The sequence below is a fragment of the Mucilaginibacter sp. RCC_168 genome, assembly GCF_041355315.1.
GTDB lineage: Bacteria > Bacteroidota > Bacteroidia > Sphingobacteriales > Sphingobacteriaceae > Mucilaginibacter.
In genome coordinates this window covers 1-5591 of record NZ_JBFUPN010000054.1, presented here as the reverse complement: position 1 = coordinate 5591, position 5591 = coordinate 1, and the positions used below count along the sequence as shown (strand labels likewise).

Sequence of the window (5591 nt, the reverse complement as noted above, 5' to 3'; positions counted from 1 at the left end):
ATAGAAAATATGAAAAAAATTATCTCAAATTAGTTGCTTAGATCATAGAAATCGAGGTACGAAGCAATCTCTATGCTATACAGAGTTAACCTTTCCGATTGATTTGCTTACGTAGAGATTGCTTCGTACCTCGCAATGACGTACTATTTTGTGCTCTACATGCGCATAGAGAGGGATTCGGCGAAGGGTAGATCAGGTGAGTCGAACAGACGACAAATTGACTTGCTCCCCTACTTCCAATTCCGCCGTTTTTTTCGTATCTTTATATCAAACAACGGCCCGACTCCCTGCAAAAACAGGAAGCCGGGCCGTTTGGTTAAGGTTAAAACAAGACCAAAAACCGACCATTTTGTATATAGTTATTTGACAATCAACTAATTAATACTTTTTAAAGTTTCAAAAACTGCTCAAAACGGTGTTAAAATTTGTTAAAAAGTGTTAAAATGAGGGTTTTTTGAGTGGTTTTCATCCATTTTTAGCCCGCTTTTGAGTCGAAATTTGTTAAAATTCGAGGTTTAAAAAGTATATCTGGCTAAGCCTCAAATGTTAAATAACATTTTTTAACATTTAGATTTCCTGAGATAATCTTATATTTATGTAAATCCTGTATCGCATGAAATTCATTTGGTTATTTATATTGATGATAGGTGGTGTTACCCAGTTAAGGGCCCAGCAACTGGCTGTACCACTGCCTGGCAAAAAACCCTACAATTCTGTTTATCCTTATTCTAAAGGTTTATTCGACAATAATACAATAACGCTAACACCAGCCAAACCTAATTTGATCCAACCGTTGACCAGTGTACCACCCGCAAATAATATATTCGCTGCAGAAATGAATGACCACATGCCGGTAGTCAAACTACAATCTGCTGATAAAATGCCGGTTGTAAAAACAGATGAACCCAATATGCATTATACCATGCTGATCAAACGGCTTGGCGAGGCAAAAACAGACTCGGTAGTAAAAACTATTCGACCCTAATTATCAACTGGTTAAAAATCCTTATTCAGCACTTTTTCCAGTTCGGCAAAGCTGATATTCATTTTAACACGGCCTTGTTTGGCATAGGATAATTCACCGGTTTCTTCGGATATGATAATGGCAGTAGCCTCGTTAGCCTCAGTTACACCAATACCGGCCCGGTGGCGCAAACCAAATTGAGCAGGCAGATCTGTTTTTTCGGTAAGCGGTAAAATGCAACTGGCCGATTTGATTTTATTTTCAGATATCACCACCGCCCCGTCATGCAGCGGACTGGTTTTCTGGAAGATACTCTCCAGCAGACGCTTTGATATCTTGGCATCCATTACCTCGCAGCTGTTTTGATAAAACTGCTCGTCATAATATTTGGCAAATACAATTAGGGCCCCGGTGCGGGTTTGTTTCATGCTTTTGCAGGCATCTATAATGGGTTTTATACGTGCGTAGTTATTTTTCTCGGCCTCGGCTTTACCAAAAAAGTATTGCCACCAGGCTTTGTTTCGCTGCAGCGAAGCGTTTTTGCCCACCAACAGTAAAAAACGTCTTACTTCCTGCTGAAATACCACGATAACCGCGATGATACCCACATCAACAAACTTGCCTAAAATGGCGGTGAGCAGTTTCATGTGCAGGGCGTTCACCACAAAGTTCAATGCAAATATCACGGCGAAGCCGATAAAGATATTGGCGGCGATAGTACCCCGGATGAGATTATAAAGCTGGTATATGATAAAAGCTACCAGAACCACATCAAGGATATCAAAAAATGTGATCTTGGGGAAGCTGAGGAATATAGATTGCATTTACGAAGTTAATAAGTTTAAGGAGAAGTTAAAGCCATGCTATCCCAGCGCAACAAGCAACGTTCTTTTTTTAAATAGCCATGACTATCCTTCTGAAAATTCAGGGAATGTAAGGACCGCCAACTACGCCCCAGCCCCATTCCGGCATCGGAACATCCGTAGGCTCTGTTACTTCATCTGTTTTGGAGTTAATGACCGCGATGCGAGTTCCCCATTCCAGGTAAGCCATAAATGCCGAACGAAACTCCGGATCGTCAGGTAATGCATATTCATCGGCGGTTTGTAATAGCAGTTCTATCCAGCGTTTGCGATGTGCCTCGGTCAGATATTTTTGCAGATGCTTGCTGATCATGATAAAATGGCTGCCTTCCTGCTCGCTATAGGTTTTGGGACCTCCTAATACCTCGGCTACAAAATGGGCCACGTGCAGGCGGTGCTGTGGGCTCATATGCTTAAATACAGGCTTAAGCAAGTCGTCGGCCCGTACTTTATCATAAAACTTGTCAAAAAGGTTTTCAAAGGCTTTTGTACCACCTGCCCACTCAAAAAGCGTAGGCACAGCTGGTTTACTTGTTGCATCCATAATAAAACGTGTTTTAATTGATGAATAAAGATAGTACAGCCAAACCAAAGTTAAAAGTATAACCCGGTAATGATGAATATGATAATACGCCTATTTGTTACGTTCGGTAGTAAATCTTACCAATTGCTCTAATCCGCGGTGCGAATCGCTGTCGGGGAAAGTGTTGAGGATCTCAAAAGCCTCATCCTGATATTTTTTCATTTGGGTTTCGGCGTACTGCAGTCCGCCGGTATCATTTACAAACTTAACTATCTGGGCAATCTTCGCAGGGTCGTCATTATGATTTTTAACCAGGTTAATGATCCTTTTCTTTTCAGAATCGGTAGCATTGGCCAGCGAATAGATCAATGGCAGGGTAACCTTTTTTTCCTTGATATCGATACCAAGGGGTTTGCCCACATCATCGGTACCAAAATCAAACATATCATCCTTGATCTGGAAGGCGATGCCAATTTTTTCGCCAAACAGGCGCATTTTTTCAACAACTTCGTCAGAGGCCCCGGCTGATGCAGCCCCGCAGGCGCAGCACGAAGCAATAAGCGATGCCGTTTTTTGGCGGATCACTTCATAATACACGGGTTCGCCAATATCCATGCGGCGTACTTTTTCGATCTGCATCAGTTCACCCTCGCTCATTTGCTTTACCGCGTCAGATACGATACGAAGTAACTGAAAGTCACCATTATCAATAGATAGCAGCAGACCTTTTGAAAGCAGGTAATCGCCTACTAAAACGGCGATTTTATTTTTCCATAAAGCATTGATGGAGAAAAAGCCACGACGCTGGTAAGAATTATCAACCACATCGTCATGCACTAATGAAGCCGTATGCAACAATTCAACCAAAGCGGCCCCACGATGGGTCGATTCGTTAATGCCTCCGCAAATACTGGCGGCAAAAAACACAAACATGGGTCTTATCTGCTTTCCTTTGCGCTTAACAATATAATGGGTTATCCTGTCGAGCAAAGGTACCGAGCTTTGCATAGAAGATTTAAACTTCTCCTCAAATACATCAATATCGGCAGCAATAGGTTTTTTAATGTTGTTGATGCTCAGCATTTAAACTAAACAAGCTTTTTACGTGTAAAATTACCATACGGCAATACGAAGCAAACATAAGCTAAAATTATTTATCTGCATTACCACCATATATTTTTTACCCAAACTAAACCAAACATGTTATTTACACTCTATACTACAAATGCCATATTTTATAAGTTGAGTTAAAGTTTTCGTGAAGGCGGGGCCCTCTGTAAAGAGGACTTCGCTTTTTTATTCCCTTTGAAAGCAATATTATTTTACCTTTGCAATCCCATTTAATCCGGAGAGGTGTCTGAGTGGTCGAAAGAGCACGCCTGGAAAGTGTGTATACGCCAAAAGTGTATCGAGGGTTCGAATCCCTCCCTCTCCGCTGAAAACATTAACAAAAGTCGTAAAAAGCCCTTTAATTGTGTGTTAAAGGGCTTTTTCTATTTTCCACTCTACCAAAACTCGCATAAAAACGCATAACTCTATTGCGTGATTCGTTGCGTGATTTGAAAAGCAAAAATCACGCAACGAAAACGATGTAATAAACTGATATACAGCCTGTTTACGGCGTGGACATCTTGTGCATCGGATCACATATTAGTATTTTTGTTTAACTTTTAAATCAGAGTTATGTTAGAGAAAACTTTCGGACTACACTTCTTCTTAAAACAGTCCCAAAATCAGAATGATGACATGTTCATCTATTTAAAGATCACCGTTGACGGCCAATCTAAAGAAATGTCCACCAAAAGAAAATGTGAGGCTGCTAAATGGAACAGTCAAACAGGCCGGGCAATTGGCAACAAAGAATCAATCAAGGAACTAAATAACTTCCTTGAAGTCTTGGACCATAAAGTTTATCAGGCCAAAAGGCAGTTAATAGAGTCTAATAAAGAGGTTTCTGCTAAAGCGATTAAAGACATTTTAACCGGCAACTATGACAAACGCCGAACCATTTTAGAAATATTCAGGCATCATAATGATCAGATGAAAGCTTTGGAAGGGAAAGATTATGCCCGAGGAACAATTGGGAGATATGAGATTTCGTTTGGCCACACTAAAGCATTTATGAAATGGCAGTATGGTAGCGATGAAGATATTGACATCCGGAATTTAGACCACGAATTTATTTCACAGTATTCATTTTGGCTGAAAACCGTCAGGAACTGCAATCATAATTCAACCGTCAAATACCTGGCAAATTTCAAAAAGATCGTGCTTATTTGCGTGAAAAACGGCTGGTTACCTGCAGATCCATTTGCTAAGTTTAAGATGACGAAGAAAAAGGTAGAGCGAACAGCGTTAACTGAAGCCGAACTAAGAAAGCTGGAAATGAAAGATTTTGATAACTCCCGGCTTGATGCCGTTAGGGATATTTTCATTTTCAGCTGTTATACGGGACTTGCGTATGTCGATGTTCAAAAATTAAAACGATCGGATATCAGATATGGGCAGGATAAGAAATTTTGGCTATTTGTTGTAAGGCAAAAGACAAGCGCACCATCGCGAATACCCCTGCTCTTGCCGGCTCAGCAGATATTGGTCAAATATCGGGACCATCCAAAATGCTCAGATACAGGCATGGCTTTACCGGTGCTGACCAATCAATGTATGAATACTTATTTAAAGGAAATTGCGGGATGCTGCGGTATTAAAACCGAACTGACATTCCATATAGCCAGGCATACCTTCGCAACCACTGTTACTTTGAACAATGGTGTTCCGATTGAGACGGTATCGAAAATGCTGGGCCATGCCGATATTAAGCAAACCCAGCATTATGCAAAGATGCAAGATTATAAGGTGAGCAAGGATATGCTCTTGTTGGAGGAGAGTTTATTAGAGAGAGGTAGATTAGGGCAGCAAGAGCCTGAAGAAGATATTGAACTTCCTGTCCAGATCTATTAATATGAAAAAGCGCAGCATGTCAGGGAAGCACTTGTATTGTGCTTCCCTCATAAGAGTCGTAGGTTGGTTGATAAGAGATATAATTCAGGTTATTCAGGTGACTTATGCATTTATGATAAGTGGTAATGCTGCGAAAACGTGCGCCGGTCATCAACTGTTTTCGCGATACTTTTAGTTGCTGTTGATAACCGCTTTTTTGCCATAGCGTGGGTATACCGCTGAAATTGACCATGTATTCCGGGGCAATGTTGCAATGTGTTCCGCCGATATTTGACCAGGG

Annotated in this window: 5 protein-coding genes, 1 tRNA gene and 1 pseudogene; 3 read left to right on the top strand and 4 right to left on the bottom strand. The window is 41.0% G+C overall.

The window, feature by feature from the left end:
- Positions 1–613: 613 nt before the first annotated feature.
- Positions 614–985: a hypothetical protein gene (locus AB6735_RS27865; protein ID WP_370999454.1), complete on the top strand. Its 372-nt coding sequence runs from the start codon at positions 614–616 to the stop codon at positions 983–985.
- 11 nt (positions 986–996) lie between these two features.
- Here AB6735_RS27865 and cdaA read toward each other — a convergent pair whose 3' ends face one another.
- From cdaA to AB6735_RS27850, 3 genes are all read right to left on the bottom strand, one after another.
- Positions 997–1788 carry a diadenylate cyclase CdaA gene (gene cdaA / locus AB6735_RS27860; RefSeq protein ID WP_076375400.1) on the bottom strand — a complete coding sequence of 264 codons (792 nt, stop codon included), beginning with the start codon at positions 1786–1788 and terminating at the stop codon, positions 997–999.
- A gap of 100 nt (positions 1789–1888) precedes the next feature.
- Positions 1889–2371, bottom strand: a complete 483-nt coding sequence (locus AB6735_RS27855; protein ID WP_370999453.1) for a group II truncated hemoglobin — start codon at positions 2369–2371, stop codon at positions 1889–1891.
- A gap of 90 nt (positions 2372–2461) precedes the next feature.
- Entirely contained in the window at positions 2462–3433 is a 972-nt protein-coding gene (locus AB6735_RS27850; RefSeq protein WP_370999452.1) for a polyprenyl synthetase family protein, read from the bottom strand.
- Between the two features lie 264 nt (positions 3434–3697).
- On the opposite strand from AB6735_RS27850, the gene AB6735_RS27845 reads away from it, so the two are divergent.
- Together AB6735_RS27845 and AB6735_RS27840 are read left to right on the top strand one after the other, a co-directional pair.
- A tRNA-Ser gene (locus AB6735_RS27845) sits at positions 3698–3785 on the top strand.
- A gap of 248 nt (positions 3786–4033) precedes the next feature.
- Positions 4034–5311, top strand: coding sequence for a site-specific integrase (locus tag AB6735_RS27840; RefSeq protein WP_370999451.1), 1278 nt, complete (start codon positions 4034–4036; stop codon positions 5309–5311).
- A 19-nt stretch (positions 5312–5330) separates the two neighbouring features.
- Here the strand turns inward: AB6735_RS27840 and AB6735_RS27835 are convergent.
- Positions 5331–5591 (bottom strand): annotated as a pseudogene (locus tag AB6735_RS27835) (hypothetical protein); the annotation flags it as partial.